Here is a 22,894-nt window from a genome sequence, read left to right on the forward strand (position 1 = left end):
TCATTCCATCGTTGCTGCCGGATCGCGCAGCAGTGTCCAGACGTCCTGCTGTGATCTCGGGCTGATTCGGATCGAAACCTCGCTGCCGGCGAGGTCTGCCAGCGGCAGGCGCAGCTGCGCCCAGTCGTCCTGTTCGGCTGGCAGCTGCTCAACGACCGACCGCAGCACTCTTCCGTCGCTGCTGGTGGCTTCGACGACGAATTCGACCGGGACCAGGCTGTCTCGCGGCCACTGGGGGTGAACCCTCGCCTGTGCAATGAACACCGAGTGCCGGGCCACGGGAACACGGTCGAACTGCAGCCATTGCCCCGCATTGATCCACGATTCGTGGTGCGGCGTTCCGTCGACTTCGCGATTGATTCCCAGGTAGGCGCCACCCTTCCGGAAGGCGCTGATGTGTGTCCAGCTGCTCAGATCGATGCTCTGGCGACGCTCGCTGAAGCCGCCATCCTTCAGCAGGCTCTGTACGGCAATGGGGGCCGCCAGCGCGCATGCGCCAACCAGCAGCAGCGTGGCCGCAAGCGCGGAATCAGGGGTCAGCCAGGCAGGCAAAGCTCTCATCGGATGCTCTCCGGGTCGTGCGCGCCGGGCAGAGGCATGAAACGGCTTGGAGCGCGCAGTATCAGAATGGCGGTGACCACGCCGGTAACCAGGACGAGCGAAGAGAAGTAGTGGGTGAACTCACCTTCGTAGCTGGCAGGCGGCATTCTCCAGTAGAGAACGCCAACAAACTCGACGAGCATGGCCAGGGAAATCAGCTTGATCGTCTTCGCGCCCAGCTGCTGCATGCCAATGCAGAAATGCACCAGCACGGGAATGGCCGCGAACAGCATCACCGGCAGCAGGAAGTGATCGTCACGACGATACAGGCCCAGCCCGGGAATCAGCGGCAGCAGCAGCAGGCCGATCAGCAGGAGCCTGGGTGTCCAGCGGTGCGCTTCGGCTGCGAAGAAACCACGAAGGACCACCGCACCACCAAGCAGACCGAGTGCGAACAGTGCGCGCAGGAACTGCAGTTGGAACAGCGATTCGGCCAGATCACGCCAGCTGGGGGCCGGGTTGGCGAGGCTGGAGCCCATGACCAGCTGCAGCACTTCGGTCGGCAGCAATCCCTTGGCCATGTTCATCCAGGGCACCAGGCTCAGGCTTGCCGGCGAGGTGGTGGCATAGAAGGCCTGGGCAATCTCCGCGGCATCGTGATGGAAGCCTTCGGTGACCGGAACGTTGTACAGGTAGTACTGGCGGAGCGGGGATGCACCGCCGAAGATGTGCTCTGCGGCGAACCACAATGCGGGCACCAGTGCGCAGAGCAGGAGCGAGCCGGCCAGCGCCGGCCAGGGGATCGCGCGCTGCCGCCATGCCTCTGCGAGGAGGTAGAAGGTGACCACGCCGCAGAATGCGATATGCGACCACAGGAACGAGCCGTGCGCATAGAACGCAATGCCACTGAGCAGGCAGGCCAGCACCGGTCGCCGCTGCAGTGCCAGCAGGCATGCGGCCCACAACCAGGTCAATGCATAGAGCTTGGGCCACAGCCCGATGACATTGAGCAGGAAGAACGGGCTGACCAGTACCAGGATGCCGCAGAGGTAGGCCGCCCGCCCGCGTGCGAATCTGGAAACGATGGAAAGCAGTGCGATCGAGCAGATCGCGTTGATCGCGATCCAGAGGCTGGCATAGGCCATCTGCAGCGCAGGGCTGTAATCATAGAAGCGATCGGAGAACCCGAATCCGAACGCCTTGAGCACGTCTGCGGTAATGATGCCGCCGAGGAAGGGGCGGTCGAACAGGGAGAATTCGCCTCCCTCCTTGAGCGCGTGGCCCCACAGCAGGTACTGGGCCTGGAACGCGCCCTGCGGGGAATCGCCTGGGGTGATGCCGGTGAGGCCGTAAAGCGACCAGAACAGCGTAGGCCCTCTGGCCGGGCTGAAGTGATAGCTCACCATCAGCAGGTAGCACAGCGCGAACAGGGCGAGCAGGACCACGTGCGGCACGCCGACCTGGAGCCGTTGGCGCTTTGCCAGCAACGTGCCAAGCGCGATGCCGGCACAGATCCACAAGGCCGCGCCGACGTATGCCGGGCTAGCGGCAAGCACCAGGGCCGCCACCAGGGCATGGCTCAGCGTACCGGCCAGGAGGGTCAGCAGCGCACGGTCCCAGCGGCCTGGCAGGGTCTGGATCCACGAGGGGGCAACCGCCGTGCCGATGACCAGTACGGCCAGCAGATAGGCCGGACCCACGAGGCCAGCAAGAAGGACTGTCTGTAAGGTGGACATCACAAGGGAAAATGCCGGAGCAATGGAAAGATTACAGGTTCCATGCACTACCTGTTTGCGGGGGCGGCGGCCGGTCGTGCGAACAGGTCTGCGAGGTTCCTCGCCACCAGCGCGTGGCCTTGCCTGTTTGGATGGTTGGACTGGGCCATGAGCCCGCTGCGGTCGCCCTTGAAATGCAGGAACGAGGCCAGGTTGTCGGCGACCGGAACCTGCAGCCGGGCCCCAAGGCCTGCGATCATGTCGGCCTGGATGCGGAGCGGATCGTCCTGCCGTTCGGGGTGCGCCTGCTCATCCCAGGTGGGTGTCATCAGCACCGGGCAGGCCCCTGCACTGCGTGCCCTGCCGATCATGTCGGTGAGGTTGCGCTCCGATTCGGCCAGCGGCAGCGAGCGATCATTCAAGCCATAGTCGATCAGCACAACACGCGGGTGATGATCCAGCGCGTCGCGCTGGAACCTGGCACGTCCCTGCGTCGAGTTTTCTCCGCCCACCCCCGCAGTGATGACATTGAGCACGGCATGGGGATATGCAGCGGCCAAGGCATCTTCCAGCAGACGGGGATAGGCGTCGGTCTTCTGGACCTGCGGCGTCCGGCCATAGCCGGCGGGTACGCTGTGGCCGAATGCGACAATGTTGATCGCATGGTTGTCCGGCCACGCCACCGTCAGATCGTCGATCACCCGGGCCAGGCATTGCGCCCCGACGGGCGCCGCCGTGGGCCGGATGTCCGGCGTGGCTGCGCTGGGTGAAGACGACGGCGGTGCGGCCGGTTGGCAACCGGAGGCAAGCACGAGTACCAGCAGGGTCCAGCGTGGGAGATTCATGTCCGGAAGGAGAACCGCTTGTGGCCGAGGTAACTGGTGATCACCGGTACAGCGACACCAACGGCATGGGCAATCGTCTCATTGTGGAAATCCACGCCCATTGCAGGCAGCAACCAGCGTGCCAGCAGAAGGCTGATGACCACCGTCTGCAGCACCGCCGCCAGATTGATCAGGATGAACCAGAGCACCTGATGGTGCAGCCGGTTGCTGGCCTGGCCGAACACGAACACCTTGTTCAGGGTGAATGCGGTGATCATGCCCAGGCAGTAGGCGATCACAATGGCAGGGACGTAGTGCAACCACTGGCTGATGACAATGCGTGAGCCGAAGTTGACGGCAGCCGCGAGGCCGCCTGCAACCAGGAACAGGATGAACTGTCGAGACAGGGCCGGTATCTTCACTGCTTGACCAGGCTCTGCGAGGCAAGCTCGGCCAGCGTCTGCCCGACCGCGATGCTCTCGTTGATCGAGCGGTCTTCCGGGTAGTAGTACGCGGTGTCGGCCATGTAGAAGCCGTGCAGCGGCGTCTTCATCGGCGGCAGCATGTCCTGGAACCCCGGCGGGCAGATCGTCTGTGCGTACTCGTAGCGGTGGCAATGCGTCGCCTTGATCCACTCCGGCTTGAACGCCGGATTGATCATCGGCAGGTAGCTGATCACTTCGTCGATCAGCTGCTGGTTGCTCCACTGCCACTTGGGGTGGGTCTTGGGCATGTAGTACGGCGCATACACGATGTGCTCGCCCGGCCCCTTGCCCGGATTGAGGTTGCTGTACTCGATCAGGCCCGGGATGGTGATGCGGTCATCACTGATGTTCATCCAGAAGTTCTCGCTGACCGGCTGCGACAGCTTCAGGATCACGCAGGCCACCGGGATGTTCTCGATGGCATCGACCTGCTCGGCGAAGGCCTTCGGCAGTGCCGGCACCATCTTCGGTACGTACTGGATGGGCGCGGTCGAAACCACCGCGTCATACGCCTGGTGTGCGTCGGCCGTGCGGATGCCGGTGACCTTGCCATCGACGGCCGTCACTTCCTCGATCGGCTGCGACAGCAGGATGCGGCCGCCCCGGCGTTGCACCTCTGCGGCCATCCTTTCCAGCAGCACCGCCGATCCGCCCTGCAGATAGCCCATGCTCTCGTTGAACAGATTGCGGCGCGACAGCGCCACGCGCTTGATGCGGGTGCCGATCCACGAGGCGGACAGGTCGTTCTGGTACTCGAAGAACTTCAGGGCGAAGGCCTTTTCCCACATCACCTTGTAGGCCTTGGGGCCGATCCAGCGGGTGATCCAGTCGCGGGCGTTCTCCTTGTCCAGCGCGGTCCAGTCCTGGATGCCCTTGGTGTGCATCACATGCAGGGCGTAGCGCACCTTGTCGACCAGGCCCAGATGCGGGAAGCCGAGCAGAGCGAAGGGGGTGCCCCACTTGTGCAGCTTACCCTGGTAGTAGTAGCCCATCTTCGTGTCCGTCCAGTGCAGGCGGTCGGACAGCTGCATCTCGTCGAGCAGCTTGAACAACGGGTAGTCGGTCTTGCAGATGAAGTGGTAGTAGCGCTCGATACGCAGGCCGTCGAAGTCGAAATCCGCGGACATGCCGCCGATGCGGTCGTCGCGTTCGTAGATATCGACCTGATGGCCCTGCTTGAGCAGCTCCAGCGCGGCCATGAGACCCATGGGGCCGCTACCGATGATGGCGAAATTGGGCATGTGAGAAACTCTTGGTCTGTTCTGTCGGATCAGCGCTGCAGCACGATATGGCTGTAGCGCGGGTCGGTGTAGCTTTCGCGGATGGCGTCTTCGAACGGGGTCTGCTTCACCCCGAACACCGCCTCGGTATCGACACCCTTGAAGTCGTCACCGGCACTGAGCGCCTTGAGCTGATCGGCGGTAAAGGGCGGCTTGCTGCTGAACAGGCTGTAGACCTTCAACAGGAACGCAAAGAAGCCGATCGGGATGTGCACGATCACCGTGTGCAGCTTCTTGACCCGCTTGATGGTGCGGATGATGTCAACGTAGTCCACGCGGGTATCGCCGACAACATCGAACACCTCACCGTCCGGTTCGGTCTGGATGCACTTGGCGATGCAGCGGCAGAAGTCGCGCTCGTACAGCGGTTGGCGCATGAACCGGCCGTCGCCGGGGATCGGGAACACCGGCGTGCGCGCCATGAAGCGCGACAGCCAGCCAAGATGCTTGGGATCGAACCAGCCGAACATCAGGGTCGGGCGCAGCACGCAGTGGCGCTGGCCACTGGCCACCACCATCTCCTCCTGCTCGCGCTTGGTGTTGGTGTAGTCGTCCTTGGCGACGGAGTTCACCACCGAAGAGCTGATGTGCACCATGTAGGGCACGCCAGCGGCCTTGCATGCGGCCAGTACATGCCCGGTTGCCGTCAGGTTGTTGCGTACGAACAGGTCGGTGGTCTTGCCGGTGATCTGGGCATGCAGCTGCACCACCAGGCGCGCACCTTCGAAGGCCTGCGCCCAGTCGCCGGGCTCGGCAAGATCGGCCAGGATCGTCTCCACGTCCGGATGCAGGCCGCGCAGGATCTCCAGGTTGTGGGCGTGCTTGTCGATTGCCACCAACCGGGTGTAGCCCTGCTGCTTCATCTCGACGATGAGGTTCTGCCCCACCAGGCCTGCGGCGCCGGTCAGGACGATCTTGTCGTTCTTGTCTGCCATGTCAGAGCTTGATCCTGCGGAAAACGAACTCGGGAATGTTCTTGATGATCATCATGATCGCCCACCAGAAGCCGGGCAGATACGCCACGGCCTTGCGCTTGCCGATGGCCTTGAGGATACCGGCGGCGACCTTGTCCGGCGTTGCCCACAGGGCCCCCTTCTTGAATGCGGCGGTCATCGGCGTGTCGACGAAGCCCGGCTTGATCACCAGCACGTTCACCCCGGCCGGGCGCAGGCGCTGGCCCAGGCCGCTCAGGTAGGCGGTGACGGCGGCCTTGGCGCTGCCGTACAGGTAGTTGCTGGCGCGGCCACGGTCGCCGGCCACCGAGGAGATCACCGCCAGCGTCGCACCGGACTGCAGCCGCTGGGCCAGCGCGGCGGCCAGGGCGATGGTGGAGGTGCCGTTGGTGGCGAACTCGCGCAGCGACAGGTCCACCGAGGCATCACAGGCGGCCTGGTCGGGCAGGGTGCCGTGGGCGATGAGTACGGTGTCGATGCCTCCCAGCGTGCTCCAGGCGGTGTCGAGCAGTGCACCGTGGGCGGCCACGTCGTTGACGTCGAGCACGCCGTACTCTGCGCGCTGCGCACCGCGCACCCGCAGATCGGCGGCGATGGTGTCCAGCTTGCCGGCACTGCGGCCCACCAGATACAGCGCGGCGCCGCGTGCGGCGTACAGGCGGGCAACCGATTCGGCGATGGCCGAGGTCGCGCCGATGATCAGGATCTTCTGCATGCTTACTCCATCACCCGGCGCCAGAAGCCGGATGAGAATCGGGGGTCGATGAAGCGGGAGAATGCTTCCCAGGCCGGGTAGGCCTGGCGGAACAGGGTGCCGGACATCCGCGCGTCCTTGGCCGCGTACACGGCACCGCCCGCTTCGCTGACGATGCGATCGAGCCGGTCGAGCATCTTCAGCAGCCCGGGACCGTCGTTGGGGAAATCCAGCGCGAGGGTGGTGCCCGGGCGGGGGAACGACAGCAGGCCCGGCGAGGGACGTTCGCCGAATTCCTTCAGCACGGCCAGGAACGAGCCGCGCCCGCTGCGGGCGATCTCGGCCAGCAGGGCCGCGGTCGCGTCGCGGGCAGTCTCTGGAGGCAGCACGCACTGGTGCTGCAGGAAGCCGCGGGGGCCGTACATGCGGTTCCAGTGGTTGATGCCATCCAGTGGGTAGAAGTAGCTCTGGTAATGCGACAGGTGGCGCGCACGCCGCGCCGGCTGGCGCCAGTAGTACAGCGTATTGAACGGGCGCAGGGTCAGCCGGTTGACCAGCGATACCGGCGGCACCACCGGCATGCTGCGGCGAGGCGCGGAACTGGGGGTTGCCGCCTGTGCATTGCCCGGCGCGTGGTCGCCGCGCAGGAAGTGGCCACGGCCCAGGTGCCTGCCACTGGCCAGGCAGTCGATCCAGGCCACGGTGTACTCGAAATCGTTGGCCGAAGCACGCGACAGCGCGAAGAACTCGTCCAGATTGTCGAAGCGGATCGATTCGGTCTCGATCCAGGGCCCCGGCACGCGTCGCAGCTGCAGCTCGGCCCAGGTGATGAAGCCGGTCAGGCCCAGGCCGCCCACGGTGGCTTCGAACAGCCCACTGCAATCGCCCGGTGCCAGTTCATGCCGCACGCCATCGCTGCGCAGCAGTTCCAGGCGGCGTACGTGGTGCCCGAACGTGCCTGCGCGATGGTGGTTCTTGCCGTGTACGTCATTGCCGATCGCACCGCCCACCGTGGCATAGCGGGTGCCCGGGGTGACCGCCAGGAACCAGCCGCGCGGCAGGGCGATATCCAGGATATCGGCCAGGGTCACCCCGGCTTCGCAGCGCACGACGCCGGTGGAGGGGTCGAAGTCGATGAAGCGGTCCAGGGCGCGGCTGGTCAGCAGCGTCGCTGCTGGATTCAGGCAGCTGTCGCCATAGCTGCGGCCATTGCCATGCGGCAGCACCGTGCCGCCATCGGGCGGCAGCGGCAGCGGCGCACTGCGGTCGAGCACCGGAACAATCCGCTGCTGCACACGCGGGTAGCGCCCCCAGGACTGGCCAACCGCTGCACTCATATGGCAATCAGGACGATCAGCACGCACAGGCCGATGACGATCTGGCTGCCGCGATCCAGTGCGGCGAACACGATCGGGTCGTCATGCATGTCGCCCCGGTGCGAGACGATCCACATGCGGCTGATCCAGTACAGCAGGATAGGGCACAGCAGCCACAGCAGCTTGGGATTGCTGTACAGCTCCAGGCTCTCGGGGCTGTTGATGTACAGCGCGAACACCAGCACGCCGATATAGCCGGCCGCCGCCCCCAGCGACTGCACCAGCGGCAGGTCGGCCACCGAGTAACCGCGGCCGATGGCCACGTCCTTGCCGTTGGCCAGGGCCGATGCCAGTTCGGTGTAGCGCTTGAGCATGGCCAGGCTGAGGAACACGAACATCGAGAACGCCAGCAGCCAGAACGACAGTTCCGAGCCGATAGCCACCGCACCGCCGATGATGCGCACCGTGTACAGCGCTGCCAGCATCACCACGTCGATCATCACCACGCGCTTGAGCTTGAGCGAGTAGCTCAGGGTCATCACGTAGTAGCAGAGCAGCACCGCGGCAAATGCCGGGCTGCAGGCCAGCGCCAGCGCAAAGCCGGCCAGGGTGATCAACGGCGCGACCAGCAGGCCATGCAGCAACGGCAGCGTGCCGGCGGCGAAGGGACGCTTGCGCTTGCGCGGATGCATGCGGTCCGGGGTCAGGTCCAGCAGGTCGTTGAGCAGGTATACGCCGGACGCGCACAGGCCGAAGGCCAGGAAGGCCACGCCGGCGTCGATGACCGCGGCCGGGTCGAGGAAGCGGTGCGCGGTCAGCAGCGGTACCAGCACCAGCAGGTTCTTCAGCCACTGGTAGACACGCAGGGCCTTGATCCAGGTCAGCAGGTTGCCATTCTGCGCGGGCAGATGGGCCAGGACCTCGGTCTGCTTCGACGCCGCGCGGACGAGCCCGGTACCGTTGTTGACCACGATCGCGCCACCGGCATGCGCCCACACCTTCAGGTCGACCTGGCCATTGCCCATGTAGTCGAAGCCACGCTCGCCAAAGCGCGCCGCCAGGGCCTGGCCCTTGTTGCTGCCGGACAGGTTGGTATGGCCGTCACTGGCCATGACTTCTTCGAACAACCCCAGGTGATCGGCGATGGGTTGCACCAGCAGTCGGTCCGAGGCGGTACACAGCACGCGCGGGCGTTGCGTGGTGGTGCGCAGGATCTCAAGCACGCGCTCGTCGTAGGGCAGCGTCTCAGCCGGCAGCTGCACGCGCGAGGCCAGCTGGCGCTTCACGTAGGCCTTGCCGCGCAGCAGCCAGAACGGAACCAGGAACAGATAGAGCGGGTTGTGGGCAAGCAGCGCCAACAGCGATTCGTACAGGATGTCCGAGCGCAACAGGGTGCCGTCGAGGTCGACGCAGAGGGCGCGGGATGCGGTCACAGCGACTGTGCCTCTTCGCAGAAAATGGCGTGATGCTGCATGTACTTCCCTTTGCGCACGGTTCAGTTCAGCCTGAATGATAAGGGAAGCTGTCAGGGCACGCAGCGGTGCACAGCGTCATGGGCCTAGCTGGCCTGCGATGGCCTGGCGCCCAGCTCGAGCGCGAGCATCGCCAGCATGCCCACCAGCACGGCCAGCCAGAGGCTGACCAGGCGGATGCCGATGGCCACGGTCAGGGCGGTCTCCATGGGAACGCCGGTGGCACCGAGCATCAGCACGATGGCGGCTTCGGTGGTGCCCACTCCGCCCGGTACGAATGAGAGCGCGCCGACCAGCATGGCCAGCGGGTAGATTCCCAGCGCCAGTGGCCACGGCAGGGTAATGCCCAGGGCCTGGCAGAGCAGGCCGAAGGCGATTGCGGTCAGCAGCCACGCGGCGGCGCCCTGCAGGCCGGCGGGCAGCAGCAGGCGGACGCGCAGCAGGGGGCCCAGTGCGCTGGCGCCGCTGACCAGGAAATGGCCCAGACGCCGCAGGGGTGGGCCGGGCAGCAGCGCGATGCATCGATGCGCGGTACGCGCCAGCGTCGGCCAGCTGCCCAGCAGGGCCAGGATCAGCAGCACGCCCAGAATGATCGCGGCCAGTACGCCGAACGCCGGGATCAAATGGGCGGCGCCGATCGCCAACACGGTGATCACCAGCAGGTCCAGCGCGCGCTCGAAGATGAAGGTGGCCAGGGTCGCCGTTGGCGGGATGCCCTGCCAATTGAAATAGCGGATGCGCAGCAGTTCGCCGGCCTTGCCGGGTGAGGCGGTGAAAGCAAAACCGGCCAGATAGGCCAGTGCGCCCTGGCCCCAGCTGCGTGGGCGCAGGCGCTGCGCGGCGAGCACCGAGCGCCAGCGTTGGTAGCGGAACACATAGCTGACCAGCACCAGCGCGCTGCACAGTGCCAGCGTGGTGGCATGTTCAGCCAGTTGCGAAAGGATGTTGCGGTCGCGGTCGATGTACCACAGGACCGCCAGGTAGGCCGCCGCCGTGGCGGCGACCCACACGCCTGCGCGTCCCCGGCGAGCCGGCTTCACCGGCGCCGGGGGCGTGCAGTCAGGCATTACAGCGCCTTTTCCAGCTCCGGCAGGATCGCGAACAGGTCGCCGACCAGGCCGATGTCGGCAATCTCGAAGATCGGCGCGTCGCCGTCCTTGTTGATCGCCACGATGGTGCCGGCGTCCTTGATGCCGGTCAGATGCTGGATCGCACCGCTGATGCCCACGGCCACATACAGCTCCGGCGCGATGATCTTGCCGGTCTGGCCGACCTGCAGATCGCTGGGCACGTAGCCGGCATCGACGGCGGCGCGCGAGGCACCGACGGCGGCACCGAGCTTGTCGGCCAGCTGGAAGATGACCTTGAAGTTCTCTTCCGAACCGACGCCACGACCACCGGAGACCACGCGCTTGGCGGCCTGCAGGTCCGGGCGGTCGCTGGCACCGGCGGCCAGGCCGACGAAGCGGGTGTGGGTCGGCAGGGCCGCGTCCACGCTGGCCGCTTCAACGGTAGCGTTGCCACCCTGGGCGGCTTCCGGCCAGGAGGCGGCGCGCACGGTGGCGACCACGATCTGGTCGGCCGGGGCTTCCACGGTGATGATCGCGTTGCCGGCGTAGATCGGGCGCTTGAAGGTGTGGCTGCCTTCCACGCTCATCAGGTCGGAGACCTGGTTGACGCCGAGCAGGGCGGCCACGCACGGCATCAGGTCCTTGCCGAAGGTGGTCGACGGGCCGAACACGTGGGTATAGCCCTTGGCCAGCTGCGCGATCTGCGGGGCCAGCACCTGGGCGATGGCCTGCGCGTTGGCGGCGTTGGCCACGGTCAGGACCTTGGCGACGCCGGCGATCTTCGCTGCTTCGGCGGCGACGGCGGCCGGATCGGCGGCCAGCACCAGCACGTCGATGCTGGCGCCGCTGATGGCGGCCGCGGCGCTGACGGTCTTGGCGGTGGCGGCGTTGAGCTTGCCGTCGTGGTGCTCGGCGATGACGAGAATCTTGCTCATTACAGCAGCCCCTTCTGCTTGAGTGCGGCAACCAGTTCGGCCGCGTCCTTGACCATCACGCCCTTGCTGCGCTTGGACGGCGCGGCGTACTGGGTGGTCTTGAAGGTGTCGGCGGCTTCAACGCCGAGGTCGGCCAGCTGCAGGGTTTCCAGCGGCTTGGCCTTGGCCTTCATGATGTCCGGCAGCTTGATGAAGCGCGGCTCGTTCAGGCGCAGGTCGGTGGTGACCACGGCCGGCAGATCGACTTCCAGCGTTTCCAGGCCGGCATCGACTTCGCGGGTCACCGTGGCCTTGCCGTCGGCAATCTCCAGCTTGCTGGCGAAGGTCGCCTGCGGGCGGCCCCACAGCGTGGCCAGCATCTGGCCGGTCTGGTTGGCGTCGTCGTCGATGGCCTGCTTGCCCAGGATCACCAGGTCCGGCTGTTCCTTCTCGATCAGCTTGAGCAGCGTGCGCGAGGCGGTCAGCGGCTGGATGGCCTGGTCGGTGACGACGTGGATGGCGCGGTTGGCGCCCATGGCCAGGCCATTGCGCAGGTGCGCCTGGGCGTCGGCCGGCGCGATGGTGGCCACCACGACTTCGCTGGCGATGCCCTTGTCGCGCAGGCGCAGGGCTTCTTCCAGAGCGATTTCATCGAACGGATTGGGAGACAGCTTGACGCCGTCGGTGACCACGCCGGAACCGTCCGGCTTGACCTGAATGCGGACGTTGTAGTCCACCACGCGCTTGTACGCGACGAGGATTTTCATCTGGTACGGGGTCCTTGTAGTGCCGGCCGCCGGCCGGCTCACATTTGCTGGGGGGAACATCCGGTCCTGCAACAGCAACCGGTTCGGGGGTGGGATCCCGATTCTAGCTGGCTTGGGTCGACCATGCGAATGCGTATGGTGATGTTGCATCGCGGCATGGAACGGACGTCGCGGGTGCGCCATTCACGACACGCTGGCAGTCGTGAAGACGGGGGGCATGTATGCTGTGCCGCTGTGCGGGAGCGCCCACGTGCGCCCCATGGATGACATTTTGATCAGGAGAACAGGTAGTGCCCACATGGCTTGTCACCGGCGGCGCCGGATTCATTGGCGGTAATTTCGTTCTCGAAGCCGTCGCCCGCGGCATCAAGGTGGTCAACCTTGACGTGCTGACCTACGCCGGCAACCTGAAGACCCTGTCCAGCCTGGAGGGCAACCCCAACCACGTGTTCGTGCAGGGCGACATCGGCGACCGTGATCTGGTCGCCCGCCTGCTGGCCGAGCACCAGCCGGACGCGGTGCTGAATTTCGCCGCCGAAAGCCATGTCGATCGTTCCATCGATGGCCCGGGCGCCTTCATCCAGACCAACGTGGTCGGTACCCTGGGCCTGCTGGAAGCCGTGCGCGACCATTGGAAGGCGCTGCCGGCCGAGCAGGGCGCGGCGTTCCGCTTCCTGCACGTGTCCACCGACGAGGTGTACGGCACCCTGGGTGAGACCGGCAAGTTCAGCGAAACCACCCCGTATGCGCCGAATTCGCCGTACTCGGCGTCCAAGGCGGCGTCGGACCACCTGGTGCGTGCGTTCCACCACACCTACGGGTTGCCGGTGCTGACCACCAACTGCTCCAACAACTACGGCCCGTACCACTTCCCGGAGAAGCTGATCCCGCTGGTGATCGCCAAGGCGCTGGCCGGCGAGCCGCTGCCGGTGTACGGCGATGGCAAGCAGGTGCGCGACTGGCTGTTCGTGTCCGACCATTGCGAGGCGATCCGCACCGTGCTGGCCAAGGGCCAGGTGGGCGAGACCTACAACGTCGGTGGCAACTCGGAAAAGCAGAACATCGAAGTGGTGCAGGCCATCTGCGCACTGCTGGACCAGCGCCACCCGCGCGCGGACGGCCAGCCGCGCAGCAGCCAGATCACCTACGTCAGCGACCGCCCCGGCCATGACCGCCGCTATGCGATCGATGCCTCCAAGCTGAAGAACGACCTGGGCTGGGAACCGGCCTACACCTTCGAGCAGGGCATCACCTTCACCGTCGACTGGTACCTGGACAACCAGGAATGGGTCAACGGCGTGCTGGACGGCAGCTACCGCCTGCAGCGCATCGGCACCGCGGCCTGAACCCAGGAGACGACATGACCCAGCGCAAGGGCATCATCCTCGCCGGCGGCTCCGGCACCCGGCTGTATCCGATCACCAAGGGCGTCAGCAAGCAGCTGCTGCCGGTGTATGACAAGCCGATGATCTATTACCCGCTCAGCGTGCTGATGCTGGCGGGCATCCGCGAGGTGCTGATCATCAACACCCCGCACGAACAGGCGCTGTTCCAGCAGCTGCTGGGCGACGGCTCGCAGTGGGGCATGGACATCCAGTACGCCGTGCAGCCCAGCCCCGATGGCTTGGCCCAGGCCTACCTGATCGGCCGCGACTTCGTGGCCGGCAAGCCGAGCTGCCTGGTGCTGGGCGACAACATCTTCCACGGCCACGGCCTGCGCGAGGTGCTCAAGCGCGCCGATGAACGCACCGACGGTGCCACCGTGTTCGGCTACTGGGTGAACGATCCGGAACGCTACGGCGTGGCCGAGTTCGACAAGAGCGGCAAGGTCATCGACCTGGTCGAGAAGCCGGAGAATCCGCGTTCGAACTATGCGGTGACCGGCCTGTACTTCTATGACGGCAATGCCAGCGCGCATGCGGCCGACCTGAAGCCGTCGCCGCGTGGCGAGCTGGAGATCACCGATCTCAACAAGCGCTACCTGGCCGAAGGCAACCTGCACCTGGAAGCACTGGGCCGCGGTTATGCCTGGCTCGATACCGGCACCCACCAGTCGCTGCTGGAAGCGTCCAACTTCATCGAAACCATCCAGACCCGACAGGGCCTGCAGGTCTGCTGCCCGGAGGAAATCGCCTTCGGCCAGGGCTGGATCAACGCCGAACAGCTGGAAGCCCTGGCGGCGCCGCTGATCAAGAATGGCTACGGCCAGTACCTGCACAAGCTCGCATTGCGTGGAGTTGTTCCGTGAAAGTGATTGAAACCAAGTTGCCTGGCTGCGTGGTGATCGAGCCGGCCGTGTTCGGCGATGCGCGCGGCTATTTCTTCGAGACCTGGAACGCCGAGCGCTTTGCCGCGCTGGGCCTGCCGGATCGCTTCGTGCAGAGCAATGTTTCCACCTCGGCCAAGGGCGTGCTGCGTGGCCTGCATTACCAGTGGCCGCGCCCGCAGGGCAAGCTGGTCAGCGTGCTGGAAGGCGAGGTCTATGACGTGGCCGTCGACATCCGTCGCGGTTCGCCGACCTTCGGCCAGTGGGAGGCGGTGGTGCTGAGCGCGGAGAACAAGAAGCAGTTCTGGATTCCCGAAGGCTTCGCCCACGGCTTTGCCGTGCTGTCCGAACGCGCGGTGTTCAGCTATCTGTGCACCGAGGTCTACCTGAAGGACTTCGATGCCGGCGTGCGCTGGAACGATGCCGATATCGCCGTGGACTGGCCGATCAGTGCGCCGACGTTGTCGGCCAAGGACGAGAACGCGCCGTTCCTGAAGGACATCGCTGAAGACCGCCTGCCGGTCTACACCCCATGACGGTGCTGGTGTTCGGCGGCAACGGCCAGGTCGGCCAGGAGCTGCTGCGCGCGCTGGCGCCGCTGGGAACGGTGGTGGCGACCACGCGCAGTGGCCAGCTGCCCGATGGCAGCGCCTGCGAAGTGGCCGACTTCGGCCAGCCCGACAGCCTGCCGGCGCTGCTGGACCGCCTGCAGCCGTCGCTGGTGGTGAATGCTGCGGCGTATACGGCAGTGGATCGTGCCGAGCAGGACGCCGAGGCCGCGTTCGCGGCCAACGCGCAGGCGCCGGGCGTGATCGCGCGCTGGTGCGCGGCCCACGACGTGCCGTTCGTGCACTACTCCACCGACTACGTGTTCGACGGCCAGGGCAGTGCGCCGTATGGCGAGGACGAGCCGACTGCACCGCTGGGCGTGTACGGCACCAGCAAGCGCGACGGCGAGGATGCCGTGCGTGCCGCAGGTGGACGCCATCTGATCTTCCGCACGGCGTGGGTGTATGCCTCGCACGGTGCGAACTTCATGCGCACCATGCTGCGCGTGGGGGCCGAGCGTGACCAGCTGCGGGTGGTGGCTGACCAGATCGGTACGCCGACGCCGGCCGCGCTGATTGCCGATGTCACCGCGCAGGCACTGCAGCATCCGGGCCAGCTTTCGGGCACCTGGCATCTGACTGCCAGTGGCCAGACCAGCTGGCATGGCTTCGCCGAGGCGATCTTCGCCGAAGCACTGGCCAGCGGCGTGCTGGCCAAAGTGCCTGCGGTGGAAGCGATTGCCAGTTCCGAGTACCCGACCCCGGCCCAGCGTCCGGCCTGGTCGGTGCTGGACAACCGCAAGCTGCAGCAGGATTTCGGCATCGTGCTGCCGGCGTGGCAGGACGGCCTGAAGCGGGTGATGGCGGAGATTGCCAGCGGGTAGAGTCGAGCTTGCTCGACTGCGCCTGCACAGTGTGCCGACCAACGGTCGGCACCCACCCCCCACCCACGGGCACCGGATCAACTGCGCCCGTAGGTGTCCTCGAAGCGCACGATATCGTCTTCGCCGAGATAGCTGCCCGACTGCACTTCGATCAGTTCCAGCGGCAGCTTGCCCGGGTTGCGCAGGCGATGGGTCACGCCCAGCGGGATGTAGGTGCTCTGGTTCTCGCTGAGCAGGATCACCTCGTCGCCGCGGGTCACCTCGGCCGTACCACTGACCACGATCCAGTGTTCGGCGCGGTGGTGGTGCATCTGCAGGCTCAGCGTACCGCCCGGCTTGACCGTGATCCGCTTGACCTGGAAACGCTCGCCGTTGTCGATCGAATCGTAGGCACCCCACGGACGATAGACCTTGCGGTGCCAGGTGGCCTCGCTGCGGCCTTCGGCCTTCAGCTGCGCCACCACCGCCTTGACGTCCTGCATGCGGTCGGCCTTGCCGACCAGCACCGCGTCATCGGTTTCCACCACCACCACATCGTCCAGCCCCACCAGCGCCACCAGGCGCTGCGCGTAGGCGTAGGTGTTGCGGCAATCGATCGCGATCACATCGCCGTGGTGGGCGTTGCCGTCGCCGTCCTGCTGCGAGACATCGCGCAGCGCCGTCCACGAGCCGACGTCATTCCAGCCTGCATCCAGCGGGATCACCACCGCATCGGCGGTCTTTTCCATCACCGCGTAGTCGATTGAATCGGACGGCACCGCGCTGAAGGCATCCTTGTCCAGGCGGGTGAAGTCGGCATCGCGGCGGGCCTGCTGCCAGGCACTGCGACTGCCGGCCAGCATCGCCGGCTGGAAGCGTTCCAGTTCCTGCAGGTAGCGCGAGGCCTTGAACAGGAACATGCCGCTGTTCCAGTAGTACTGGCCGCTGCTGACATAGCCGCTGGCGGTCTCCAGGTCGGGCTTTTCGACAAAGCGCTCGACCGCACGCAGGCCCTGGCCATCGGCCGCCTTGATGTAGCCGTAGCCGGTTTCCGGGCCGGTCGGCACGATGCCGAAGGTGACCAGCTTGCCGGCTTCGGCGGCACCGGCGGCGGCCTGAACCGCTGCGCGGAACGCCGCCTCGTCGGTGATCACATGGTCGGAGGGCAGCACCAGCAGCAGCGCATCGGCGCCGTCGCGGGTGGCTTCCAGCGCGGCCACCGCGATCGCCGGCGCGGTGTTGCGACCGACCGGTTCGAGGATGATCGCGGCCGGTTCGGCGCCCACCTGCTGCAGCTGCTCGGCGGCGACGAAGCGGTGCTCTTCGTTGGCGATCACCAGCGGACCACGCGCGGCGAGCGGCGCCACGCGCTGCCAGGTGGCCTGCAGCATCGTCAGCTCCCCGGCCAGTGGCAGGAACTGCTTCGGGTAGGCCTCACGCGAAAGCGGCCAAAGGCGGGTCCCGGAACCACCGGACAGGATGACGGGCTGGATGCTGCTCATGGTCTTCCCCGGTTACTGCTGGATGAGGCGGGAGAGCTCATCGGTGCGCGCCTGCATCAGCGCGGCATCGCCGCGCGATTCGACGTTCAGGCGCAGCAGCGGCTCGGTGTTGGAACTGCGCAGGTTGAAGCGCCAGGCACCAAAGTCGGCGCTGATGCCATCGGTGTGGTCCAGCGCCGGCGACTGCGCGGCGAAATGCTCCATCACACGCGCCACGGCGGCCTTGGCATCGGCCACCTTGAAATTGATCTCGCCGCTGCACGGATAGGCGGCCATGCGGTCCTCCACCCAGTCGGCCAGCGAGCGGCCGCTTTCGGAAACCAGCTGTGCGATCAGCAGCCACGGGATCATGCCGGAGTCGGCATAGGCAAACTCGCGGAAATAGTGGTGGGCGCTCATCTCGCCGCCGTACACCGCGTCCTCGGCGCGCATCTTTTCCTTGATGAAGGCGTGGCCGCTCTTGCACTGCACCGGCACGCCGCCGGCCTGCTCGACCATGTCCACGGTGTTCCAGACCAGGCGCGGGTCATGCACGATCTTGCCGCCGGGGTTGCGCGCCAGGATTGCCTTGGCCAGCAGGCCGACCAGGTAGTAGCCCTCGATGAAGCGGCCGCTGTGGTCGAAGAAGAAACAACGGTCGAAGTCACCATCCCAGGCGATGCCGAAATCGGCGCCGTGCTCGCGCACCGCGTCGGCGGTGGCGGCGCGGTTTTCCGGCAGCAGCGGATTGGGGATGCCGTTGGGGAAGCTGCCATCGGGTTCGTGGCAGATGCGGATGAACTCGAACGGCAGGTGCGGGGCGAGCAGGTCGACGATGGCGCCGGCGCCACCGTTGCCAGCATTGACCACCAGCTTCAGCGGCTTGAGCTTGCCGGCATCGACGTAGCTCAGCAGGTGTTCGATGTAGGCGCTCTTGTCGTGCTGGGCGACCTGGCCGGCGCGCGCGGGCTCGGCCGCGGAGGTATCGGCGGCCACCGCATCGGAGATCGCGAACAGGCCGGTATCGGAGCTGATCGGCCGTGCGTTTTCCTTGACCAGCTTCATGCCGTTGTAATCCATCGGGTTGTGGCTGGCGGTAACCATCACGCCGCCGGCGGCACCCAGATGATCGGTCTGGAAATAGACCTCTTCGGTGCCGCACAGGCCGATGTCGATCACCTCGCGGCCGGTGCCGCGCAGGCCGGCCGCCAGCGCGTCCTGCAGCGCCGGGCTGGTCAGGCGCACGTCGTGGCCGAGGACCACCGGGCCCGGCGCGAGCTGCGCGGCCAGGGCCACGCCGATGCGGCGTGCCAGGTCTTCGTTCAGTTCTTCCGGCACGCGGCCGCGGATGTCGTAGGCCTTGAAGGCGGGCAGGGGCATCGATCGGATCCTTGTTGAGCTCAGCCCCCGATTGTAGTGCCTGCGCTGTATGGGAAGCGTTTCCATGCCGCAACGCCACGTGACCGGTGCAGCGGCTGGCCTAGAATGGGCGCATTACATCAACGAGGTGAGGGCGTAGATGAGCAACCCGGCAACGACCGGCGGCAGGCGCAGCAAGCGCTTTGCCAGCGCGGCCCAGGCGCTGGAGGGCGTGGTCGCCGATGGCCAGACCCTGGCGGTGGGCGGCTTCGGCCTGTGTGGCATTCCCGAGGCGCTGATCGCTGCACTGCGTGACAGCGGCGCCAAGGGCCTGACCGTGATCTCCAACAATGCCGGCGTCGATGGCTTCGGCCTGGGCCAGCTGCTGGAAACGCGGCAGATCAAGAAGATGATTTCGTCCTACGTGGGCGAGAACAAGGAATTCGAGCGGCAGTTCCTGGCCGGTGAGCTGGAGCTGGAGTTCAATCCGCAGGGCACCCTGGCCGAACGCCTGCGTGCCGGCGGCGCGGGTATTCCGGCATTCTTCACTGCCACCGGCTACGGCACGGTGGTGGCCGAAGGCAAGGAAACACGCGAGTTCGACGGCAAGCACTACGTGATGGAAACCGCGCTGCGCGCCGACGTGGCGCTGGTCAAGGCGTGGAAGGCCGACGAAGCCGGCAACCTGGTGTTCCGCAAGACCGCGCGCAACTTCAACCCGGCCTGTGCGATGGCCGGCAAGGTCTGCATCGTGGAAGTGGAGGAGGTGGTGCCGGTGGGCGCCATCGATCCGGACCAGGTGCATCTGCCGGGCATCTACGTGCACCGCATCGTGCACAACGCGCACCCTGAAAAACGCATCGAACAGCGCACCATCCGCGCGGAGGGCAACTGACATGGCGTGGACCCGTGACGAGATGGCGGCGCGCGCTGCCCAGGAACTGACCGACGGTGCCTACGTGAACCTGGGCATCGGCCTGCCGACCCTGGTCGCCAACCATATCCCCGAGGGCGTGGATGTGTGGCTGCAGTCGGAGAATGGCCTGCTCGGCATCGGCCCGTTCCCGACCGAAGCCGAAGTCGACGCCGACCTGATCAATGCCGGCAAGCAGACCGTCACCGCCCGCGCCGGCGCCAGCTATTTCGGCAGCCACGACAGCTTCGCGATGATCCGCGGTGGCCACGTCAACCTGGCCATCCTCGGCGCCATGCAGGTGACCGACAAGGGCGACCTGGCCAACTGGATGGTGCCCGGCAAGATGGTCAAGGGCATGGGCGGTGCGATGGACCTGGTGGCCGGCGTACAGCGCGTGGTGGTGCTGATGGAGCACACCGCCAAGAACGGCGAACACAAGATCCTGACCGAATGCACGCTGCCGCTGACCGGCGTGGGCGTGGTCGACCGCATCATCACCGATCTGGCGGTGTTCGATGTCACCGATGATGGATTGCGGCTGGTGGAAGCCGCGCCGGGTGTCGGCGATGACGAGCTGAAGGAAAAGACCGGCGTCGCTTTCCAGCGCGCCTGACCGGTACCGGCAGGGGCCCATGCGGGCCCCTGCGTTCAGCTGCGCCGTGCGTAGGCGTAGTCGCCGTCGTCGATGTCGGGCTCGCCCAGGCAGGCCGCTGCGCTGACCATGCGCAGCCCGGCCTGCTCGCAACAGGCGCCCAGTGCACGTTCGATTGCGTGGGCCAGGGTGCCATCGATCTGGCCGTGTTCGGCCTCGAAGTCGCTGCGATACAGGTGTGCGTCCAGCAACGGGCGCAGCGCCTGCAGCCGCCACCACCCCATGCTGCCGGCCGCAAAGCGGCTGGCCTGCAGCGGTTGCCGCAGGCCCAGCCGGGCCTGCAGGCGCGCCAGCGCGGGGCCGTTGCCGCCCACAAAACCGCTCACCGGCAGCAGGTGGCCCTCGGCGGCCACCATGCCCAATGCAGGGTCGGCCTGGAAGGCGGCGTGGAGGCGTGCGGCGCGCCCGCCCTGTACCAGCCGCTGCAGCAGTTCCTGCCGCCATTGATCGCCGTCGGCGCGGTGGGTTGAACGCTTGGTATGCAGCTTCAGCACGACATCGTGGTGATCCTGGAGCAGCCGCTCGGCCACTTCGAGGAAGGGCAGGATGTCGCGTCCCCGGTTTTCCACCGCGCTGACCTCACCCTGCAGCCCCTGTGCCGACAGCGCCTGCTGGACCGCCTCGACCTGATGCGCCGGCGTGGTCACGATGATCCGCCACGGCAGCGACGCCTCGCGCAGCGCGCCCAGCACCTCCGGCAGTGTTTCCAGATACCAGGCATGGATGTGCACTGCCGGTTGCCGATTCGCGGCCGGTGCCGGTGACAGCGCTTCGCGCGTTGCCTGCAACCAGGCGTGGCCGAGCCGTGCGTCGGGTTCCAGCACGGCGCCTTCGGCCCATTCGTTCCAGGCGTTGATGAAGACCAGGCGCTGGTTCTGCGCTGCCGTCGACAGGCGCTCATGCACAGTAGTGCGCAGCCAGTCGCGGTAGCCGCGCGGTGAGGCGTGCAGGTACACGCGGCCACGCCCGGAGCGGCGCGCCTCGTTGTCCCAGCCGGGGTTCACACCGGGATAGAGCGGATAGTCCGGCAGCGGGCGTGCAGCAATGTCGGCCGCCAGTTCGCGCCAGTCGCGGACATCGCCATGGAACTCCGGGTTGAGCAGCCACTGCTGTGCCGACAACGAGCCGGGATTGCTCATGTTCGGCGGAAACTCGATGGCCGCGTCGAAGCCGATGTCGCGCGGATCCGGACGTTCGAACCCCTGTACGTAGGCCAGATGGATCTCGCCGATGCCATTGTCGCGGCACCAGTGGCGCCAGCGTTCGCCGGTGGCCCGCGCGTCGGGCAGCAGATTGGGGCGGTAGACCAGCAGCATCGGCCGGCCATCGACCTTCAGGGCGCGGCGGTCGCGCAGGTACGGCGCCACGTGGGCGATGAAGGCCAGATCGTCTTCGGCGCTGTGCTGCTGGCCGATCAGGATGTCTTCGTCGCGGCCATCCCAGCGGCGTGCCCAGTTTTCGTTGGCCCAGCACAGGCAGAACGGCAGTTCGATGCTGTCATCGGCCAGCCACTGGCGCACCGGATCTTCCATCAGGGTGCGGCCGCTGAACCAGTAGAAATAGAAGCAGAACGCGCCGATGCCGTGCTCGGCCGCGAGCTGCGCCTGGTCACGCATTACCTGCCGGTTGCGCAGATCGTAGAAGCCCAGGTCCGCCGGCAGCCGTGGTTGCACGTGCCCTTCAAACTGCGGCAGTGCACGCGTGACGTTGCGCCATTCGGTGAAGCCCTTGCCCCACCACGCGTCATTCTCGGGGAAGGTATGGAACTGCGGCAGGTAGAAGGCGACCAGCGTGGCCGGCAGCGTGGAAGGCAGCGCCTGCGACAGCTGCGGGCGGTAACCGATGGCCGCCTCGTCGGCCCGCCAGCGCAGTTGCGCGTTGGCCGGCGCACCCTCGGCATCGCGCTGGCCCCGCGGCGGCGGCGGCACCCAATCGGCATGCCGCGCCAGCAGCCGCGCGCGCAACCGGTCGCGCTGTGCCTGTGGCAGCGGCAGCGCCCGGAACGCGGCGCGCAGCAGCGGGAACAGTGTCTGGCGCAGGCTCATCGGAGGTGGCACCAGGACGGCAGGCGGAACATGGGGATCGGCATCGGGGCAACGGTCATGCGGGCATTTTCAGCGCTGGCGGCCGTGACGGCAAACACCGGCATGCTAGCGTGTGGCCATGCTCTTCCCCCACCACCTGCCCGATGCCGATGTCCAGCACCTGCCGGGCTGGCTGGGCGCTGCCCGGGCCGATGCCCTGATGGCCGGGCTGCAGGCCGACGTGCCCTGGGAGGTGCATCGCATCCGCATGTTCGGCCACTGGGTGGACTCGCCACGGCTGAGCTGCTGGATCGGCGACCCGCAGGCCCGCTATCGCTACTCCGGCGCCGACTTCGTGCCGCAGCCGTGGCCGCCTGCGCTGCAGGCTCTGCGCGAGCAGCTGCAGGCCGAAGGTGTCGGCCGCTTCAACAGCGTGCTGCTGAACCGCTACCGCAGTGGCGGCGATTACAAGGGCTGGCACAGTGACGACGAACCGGAGCTGGGGCCGGCACCGGTGATCGCCTCGCTGACCCTCGGCGCGGCACGGCGCTTCCTGCTGCGCCGGCGCGATGATCCGGCGCGCAAGGCCGAATTCGTGCTGGGCCACGGCGACCTGCTGGTGATGGCCGGGCCGACCCAGCGCTATTACCAGCATGCGCTGCCGAAGATGGCGCGGGTGCAGGGCGAGCGCATCAACCTGACGTTCCGCTGGATCACGCCGCGCGGGTGAGGGCGGGGCCGGTGCAGATGGGGTC

General features: G+C 66.6%; 22 protein-coding genes. 7 read left to right on the forward strand and 15 right to left on the reverse strand.

The window, feature by feature from the left end:
• From C9412_RS14345 to C9412_RS14400, 12 genes are all read right to left on the reverse strand, one after another.
• Positions 1–552: a hypothetical protein gene (locus C9412_RS14345; RefSeq protein WP_107232242.1), complete on the reverse strand. Its 552-nt coding sequence runs from the start codon at positions 550–552 to the stop codon at positions 1–3.
• 5 nt (positions 553–557) lie between these two features.
• On the reverse strand, positions 558–2,324 hold the full coding sequence (locus C9412_RS14350; RefSeq protein WP_146160109.1) for a hypothetical protein: 1,767 nt from the start codon (positions 2,322–2,324) through the stop codon (positions 558–560).
• Complete coding sequence (locus C9412_RS14355) at positions 2,324–3,100, reverse strand: GDSL-type esterase/lipase family protein (RefSeq protein ID WP_107232244.1); 777 nt, start codon at positions 3,098–3,100, stop codon at positions 2,324–2,326. The genes C9412_RS14350 and C9412_RS14355 overlap by 1 nt, the downstream gene beginning before the upstream one ends.
• The gene (locus tag C9412_RS14360; RefSeq protein WP_107232245.1) at positions 3,097–3,501 is read right to left on the reverse strand and encodes a GtrA family protein; all 405 of its coding nucleotides are present in this window, start codon (positions 3,499–3,501) and stop codon (positions 3,097–3,099) included. Before C9412_RS14360 ends, C9412_RS14355 begins: the two co-directional genes overlap by 4 nt.
• Complete coding sequence (locus C9412_RS14365) at positions 3,498–4,805, reverse strand: NAD(P)/FAD-dependent oxidoreductase (protein WP_107232246.1); 1,308 nt, start codon at positions 4,803–4,805, stop codon at positions 3,498–3,500. The genes C9412_RS14360 and C9412_RS14365 overlap by 4 nt, the downstream gene beginning before the upstream one ends.
• Before the next feature lie 29 nt (positions 4,806–4,834).
• Positions 4,835–5,779 (reverse strand): NAD-dependent epimerase/dehydratase family protein, encoded by a 945-nt coding sequence (locus C9412_RS14370; protein WP_107232247.1) that lies wholly within the window; start codon positions 5,777–5,779, stop codon positions 4,835–4,837.
• A 1-nt stretch (position 5,780) separates the two neighbouring features.
• Complete coding sequence (locus C9412_RS14375) at positions 5,781–6,512, reverse strand: SDR family oxidoreductase (protein ID WP_107232248.1); 732 nt, start codon at positions 6,510–6,512, stop codon at positions 5,781–5,783.
• A gap of 2 nt (positions 6,513–6,514) precedes the next feature.
• Positions 6,515–7,828 carry an FAD-binding oxidoreductase gene (locus tag C9412_RS14380; RefSeq protein WP_107232249.1) on the reverse strand — a complete coding sequence of 438 codons (1,314 nt, stop codon included), beginning with the start codon at positions 7,826–7,828 and terminating at the stop codon, positions 6,515–6,517.
• On the reverse strand, positions 7,825–9,240 hold the full coding sequence (locus C9412_RS14385) for a UbiA family prenyltransferase (RefSeq protein ID WP_107232250.1): 1,416 nt from the start codon (positions 9,238–9,240) through the stop codon (positions 7,825–7,827). Before C9412_RS14385 ends, C9412_RS14380 begins: the two co-directional genes overlap by 4 nt.
• Before the next feature lie 125 nt (positions 9,241–9,365).
• Positions 9,366–10,289 (reverse strand): lysylphosphatidylglycerol synthase transmembrane domain-containing protein, encoded by a 924-nt coding sequence (locus C9412_RS14390; protein WP_258190248.1) that lies wholly within the window; start codon positions 10,287–10,289, stop codon positions 9,366–9,368.
• A 56-nt stretch (positions 10,290–10,345) separates the two neighbouring features.
• On the reverse strand, positions 10,346–11,284 hold the full coding sequence (locus tag C9412_RS14395) for an electron transfer flavoprotein subunit alpha/FixB family protein (protein ID WP_107232252.1): 939 nt from the start codon (positions 11,282–11,284) through the stop codon (positions 10,346–10,348).
• On the reverse strand, positions 11,284–12,030 hold the full coding sequence (locus C9412_RS14400; protein WP_012509979.1) for an electron transfer flavoprotein subunit beta/FixA family protein: 747 nt from the start codon (positions 12,028–12,030) through the stop codon (positions 11,284–11,286). The genes C9412_RS14395 and C9412_RS14400 overlap by 1 nt, the downstream gene beginning before the upstream one ends.
• Positions 12,031–12,320: 290 nt before the next feature.
• Between C9412_RS14400 and rfbB the strand changes: the two genes are divergently transcribed.
• Genes rfbB through rfbD form a run of 4 tightly spaced genes read left to right on the forward strand, consistent with a single transcriptional unit; the run spans position 12,321 to position 15,728 of the window.
• Complete coding sequence (rfbB, locus tag C9412_RS14405; RefSeq protein WP_107232253.1) at positions 12,321–13,376, forward strand: dTDP-glucose 4,6-dehydratase; 1,056 nt, start codon at positions 12,321–12,323, stop codon at positions 13,374–13,376.
• Positions 13,377–13,390: 14 nt separating this feature from the next.
• Entirely contained in the window at positions 13,391–14,278 is an 888-nt protein-coding gene (rfbA, locus tag C9412_RS14410; protein WP_021202693.1) for a glucose-1-phosphate thymidylyltransferase RfbA, read from the forward strand.
• Positions 14,275–14,832 carry a dTDP-4-dehydrorhamnose 3,5-epimerase gene (gene rfbC, locus C9412_RS14415; RefSeq protein ID WP_107232254.1) on the forward strand — a complete coding sequence of 186 codons (558 nt, stop codon included), beginning with the start codon at positions 14,275–14,277 and terminating at the stop codon, positions 14,830–14,832. The genes rfbA and rfbC overlap by 4 nt, the downstream gene beginning before the upstream one ends.
• The gene (rfbD, locus tag C9412_RS14420) at positions 14,829–15,728 is read left to right on the forward strand and encodes a dTDP-4-dehydrorhamnose reductase (RefSeq protein ID WP_107232255.1); all 900 of its coding nucleotides are present in this window, start codon (positions 14,829–14,831) and stop codon (positions 15,726–15,728) included. The genes rfbC and rfbD overlap by 4 nt, the downstream gene beginning before the upstream one ends.
• Positions 15,729–15,805: 77 nt before the next feature.
• On the opposite strand, the gene C9412_RS14425 is transcribed toward rfbD, so the two are convergent.
• Together C9412_RS14425 and C9412_RS14430 are read right to left on the reverse strand one after the other, a co-directional pair.
• Positions 15,806–17,209, reverse strand: a complete 1,404-nt coding sequence (locus C9412_RS14425) for a mannose-1-phosphate guanylyltransferase/mannose-6-phosphate isomerase (protein WP_107232256.1) — start codon at positions 17,207–17,209, stop codon at positions 15,806–15,808.
• Positions 17,210–17,221: 12 nt separating this feature from the next.
• Complete coding sequence (locus C9412_RS14430; protein ID WP_107232257.1) at positions 17,222–18,568, reverse strand: phosphomannomutase; 1,347 nt, start codon at positions 18,566–18,568, stop codon at positions 17,222–17,224.
• Positions 18,569–18,707: 139 nt separating this feature from the next.
• Here C9412_RS14430 and C9412_RS14435 point away from each other — a divergent pair, with 139 nt between their 5' ends.
• Together C9412_RS14435 and C9412_RS14440 are read left to right on the forward strand one after the other, a co-directional pair.
• Positions 18,708–19,442 (forward strand): CoA transferase subunit A, encoded by a 735-nt coding sequence (locus C9412_RS14435; RefSeq protein WP_107232258.1) that lies wholly within the window; start codon positions 18,708–18,710, stop codon positions 19,440–19,442.
• Position 19,443: 1 nt separating this feature from the next.
• Positions 19,444–20,076, forward strand: coding sequence for a CoA transferase subunit B (locus tag C9412_RS14440; RefSeq protein WP_107232259.1), 633 nt, complete (start codon positions 19,444–19,446; stop codon positions 20,074–20,076).
• 35 nt (positions 20,077–20,111) lie between these two features.
• On the opposite strand, the gene C9412_RS14445 is transcribed toward C9412_RS14440, so the two are convergent.
• Entirely contained in the window at positions 20,112–22,160 is a 2,049-nt protein-coding gene (locus C9412_RS14445; protein ID WP_107232260.1) for a glycoside hydrolase family 99-like domain-containing protein, read from the reverse strand.
• A 118-nt stretch (positions 22,161–22,278) separates the two neighbouring features.
• Between C9412_RS14445 and C9412_RS14450 the strand changes: the two genes are divergently transcribed.
• Positions 22,279–22,869: an alpha-ketoglutarate-dependent dioxygenase AlkB gene (locus C9412_RS14450; protein ID WP_107232261.1), complete on the forward strand. Its 591-nt coding sequence runs from the start codon at positions 22,279–22,281 to the stop codon at positions 22,867–22,869.
• Positions 22,870–22,894: the final 25 nt, after the last annotated feature.

It is taken from the genome of Stenotrophomonas sp. Nf1, from assembly GCF_003028475.1.
Lineage (GTDB): Bacteria > Pseudomonadota > Gammaproteobacteria > Xanthomonadales > Xanthomonadaceae > Stenotrophomonas.